The sequence below is a fragment of the Actinomadura sp. 7K507 genome (genome assembly GCF_004348425.1).
Classification (GTDB): Bacteria; Actinomycetota; Actinomycetes; order Streptosporangiales; family Streptosporangiaceae; genus Spirillospora.
On the sequence record NZ_SMKK01000459.1, the window covers coordinates 1 to 2811 of the forward strand.

2 protein-coding genes are annotated in these 2811 nt (G+C 71.6%); both read right to left on the reverse strand.

Going from position 1 to position 2811, the window contains the following annotated elements:
• A partial coding sequence (locus tag E1285_RS44355) for a protein kinase family protein (protein WP_207947290.1) occupies nt 1–678 on the reverse strand: 678 nt, incomplete at its 3' end.
• 194 nt (nt 679–872) lie between these two features.
• Nucleotides 873–2633, reverse strand: a complete 1761-nt coding sequence (gene murJ, locus E1285_RS44360) for a murein biosynthesis integral membrane protein MurJ (RefSeq protein WP_243723481.1) — start codon at nt 2631–2633, stop codon at nt 873–875.
• Between the last annotated feature and the right edge of the window lie 178 nt (nt 2634–2811).

Consider the following 2811-nt stretch of genomic DNA (forward strand, 5'->3'; position numbering starts at 1 on the left):
GCACACGATCGCGTCGATCGCGTGCGAGATGCCGGCCTGGACCAGGCGGGGCGGGTGGGCGACGCCGTCGGCGGCGGGCGCGGCGGGCAGGTCGGATCCGTCCTCGTCGCCGGGCCAGTGCGCGGTGATCGCGGCGTACAGCATCCGGCCGAGGCCGCGGACGTCCTCGGCCGCCGGGTCTTCGCAGTGCCGGTCGCCGAGGACGGCGTGGGTCGCGATGCCGAGGAGCTTGACGGTTCCGCCGGTCGTCCAGACGAGGTCGCGTGGGGTGAGGCACAGGTGCGACAGCCCGGCGGCGTGCGCGGCGGCCATGGCCTCGGACGCCTCGTACAGCAGGGTCGCGGCACGGCCCGGTTCCAGCGGCGCCTTGGCGAGCATCCCCTCCAGGCTCTCGCCGACGACCCACTCGCTGACGACGTAGGCGCTCTCGCCGCTGTCGTCGGCGTCGAACACCTGGGTGAGCCGCGGGTCGGTCAGGCGGCTGGCGGAGCGGGCCGACGTGACGGCCTCGCCGATGCGGGGGAAGTCGGGGTCGAAGGTACGGACCGCGACGGCCCGCGCGAGGATCTCGTCGATGGCCTTCCAGAGGCACGAGCCACCGGAGTCGGTGATGCGCTCCTCGAGCCGGTAGCGGCCGGCGAGACGTGTGCCGGGCTCAATGACGGACGACGTGCTCACGGCAGCGTCCTGGACAGGTGGTCAGATCCCATGTTAGTGGCGTGGCAGCTTACGCCTCCGACCCTCCTCTTTGCGTTCCCCAGGGTGTCGCCCCGCAAGCCGTAGTCCCCCACATGGTAGTGGCTACTCGCGCAACTGGCCCGCCTTATCGCCGCGCGTCCTTTTTACTTTGCCCGCTTTCCGGTGGCGGCGGGTCAGCGGCCAGGGAGTTTCCTGGCGAAAGTGGAGATCGCGGTCTGGACCTCGTCCACCCGCATGAGCTTGGCGAAGACCAGGTACAGCAGCCCGCCGCCGGCGGAGCCGATGATCAGCGTGATCAGGGCGGGGACCAGCGCGCCGGTGCTGCCGAGGGCGTCGGAGATGGTGTGCGTGGCGTAGGCGAAACCGACCAGCGGCCAGATGGCGACGAGCAGCTTCAGGTGGCCGCCGATGATGCGCCGGCCGTCCATGCCGCCGAGCTTGCGGCGGAGCACCAGCCAGCAGGTGATGGTGCCGACCACGTTGCTGATCGCGAACCCGCCGGCCAGGCCGACCACGATCCACTCGACGCCGAGGACGTTGTAGGCGGTGAACGCCATGATGATGTTGGTCGTGACGGTGACGACGCCGATCAGCGCGGGCGTCCTGGTGTCGCGGTGGGCGTAGAAGACCCGCAGCATCAGCTGGTAGATCGAGAAGGGCACCAGCGCGATCGCGAACATCTGCATGACCCGCGCGATGACCAGTGCGTCGTCGGCCGAGGTGTTGCCGTGCGCGAACAGCACGGTGGTGATCTCCGGGCCGAGCACCAGCATCAGCGCAGCCGCCGGCATGATGATCACCGATGAGAGGCGCAGCCCGGTGGAGAAGGCGGCGCGCAGGTCGGCGGTCTTGCCCTCGGCGGCGAACCGGCTCATCCGCGGCAGCAGCGCGGTGATCACCGAGACCCCGACGATGGCGTAGGGGAGCTGGAAGAGCTGGTAGGCGTTGAAGTACGGCGTGTATCCGTAGCCCTCGCCGATGCCCTCGTCCACGGCGAGGTTCCCGGCCCGGTTCGCCAGCGCGGTCACCACGGCGAGCCCCGCCTGCGTGGCCATGACGTACACCAGCGTCCAGCCGGCCAGCCGGCCGACCTCGCCGATCTCGCCGCGCTGGAAGTCCAGGCGGGGCCGCCACCGGAACCCGACCTTGCGCAGGGACGGCCACAGCGCGAGCGTCTGCAGCACGATCCCGCCGGTGGTGCCGAGGGACAGCAGCAGCAGCTGGCCGTCGGAGACGTTGGTCGGGTCGACCGCTCCCGACGTGACCACGAGGAAGGCGCCGCCGACCCCGATCACGACCAGGTTGTTCAGTACCGGCGCCCACATCGGCGCGCCGAAGCTGCCGCGCGTGTTGAGGATGGCCCCGGCGAACGCGCCGACTCCGTAGAAGAACAGCTGCGGCAGGAAGAACCGCGCGAACAGGACCGCGACGGTCCGCTGGTCGCCGGTGTAGCTGCCCGCGAGGACGTCGATGAACAGCGGCGCGCACAGCACCGCGACCACGGTCAGCAGGCCGAGGCCGATCACCGCGAGGGTGAACACCCGCTGTTCGTACTGTTCGCCGTAGGTGCGGTCGCGTTCCTTGGCCCGCACCAGCAGCGGGACGATGACGCTGACGAGGATGCCGCCGAGCAGCAGGTCGTAGATCTGGTTGGGGACGGTGTTGGCGGTGTTGTAGGCGTTGGCGAGCATCCCGGTGCCGAGCGCGGCGACGATGACCGCCGTCCGCAGGAACCCGGTGACGCGGGACGCGAGGGTGCCCACCGCCATGATCGCGCCGGACCGCAGGATGCCGCCGCCGGCGCTCTTCCCGCCCTCGCCGGGGCCCCCACCGGGACCGTCGCCGGGAAGCGTTCCCACGGCCGTCTCGCCCGCGGGTACCTGCCCGCCGGGGAGGGGGATGTCAGTCGCCGTCTCGGCCGCGGGGCTCCCCATGGGGGGCGGTGTGGTCCCACGTGCCGGCGGCATGTTTCCCGCGCCCGGCGGCGTTCCCGTCGGGTGCTGGGCCGGATACCCGGTCGGGGGGTTCTGCGGTCCCGGTCCCGGATACCCCTGCGGGGGCGGGCCCTGCGGCGGGTGGCCCTGTGACGGGTGGCCCTGCGGGGGCGGGCCC